Origin of the sequence: Streptomyces sp. NRRL S-495 (assembly GCF_000966955.1) — a bacterium.
In the GTDB taxonomy this organism is placed as follows: domain Bacteria; phylum Actinomycetota; class Actinomycetes; order Streptomycetales; family Streptomycetaceae; genus Kitasatospora; species Kitasatospora purpeofusca.
In genome coordinates this window covers 1-262 of record NZ_JZWY01001386.1, presented here as the reverse complement: position 1 = coordinate 262, position 262 = coordinate 1, and the positions used below count along the sequence as shown (strand labels likewise).

The following is a 262-nucleotide window of genomic DNA, read 5'->3' as shown; positions in this document are numbered from 1 at the left end:
ACCAGCTGCCGTTGTCCCGGCGGGTGATGCGTCGGAGATGGTCGAGGTGCTCGTCCCTGGTGGCGTGCCGTCCCTCCACGGAGACCCAGTTCATCATCAACTCTCCCCAGCCGTCCCGATGCCGGGTGAAGTACGGCTCGGGTCGGTCGGCGCCGGCCAGGACGTAGCTGTCGTAGCCCTGGGCCTCGGGGAAGTGGGTGAGGTAGTCGGTGAACGCCGCGACCGTGTCGCCCCCGTCCAGCACGCGGGGTGGGAAGTAGGC

At 69.1% G+C, this 262-nt stretch carries 1 protein-coding gene; it reads right to left on the bottom strand.

Going from position 1 to position 262, the window contains the following annotated elements:
* On the bottom strand, nucleotides 1-262 hold a 262-nt coding region (locus tag VR45_RS41800; protein WP_045945223.1), incomplete at both ends, for a hypothetical protein.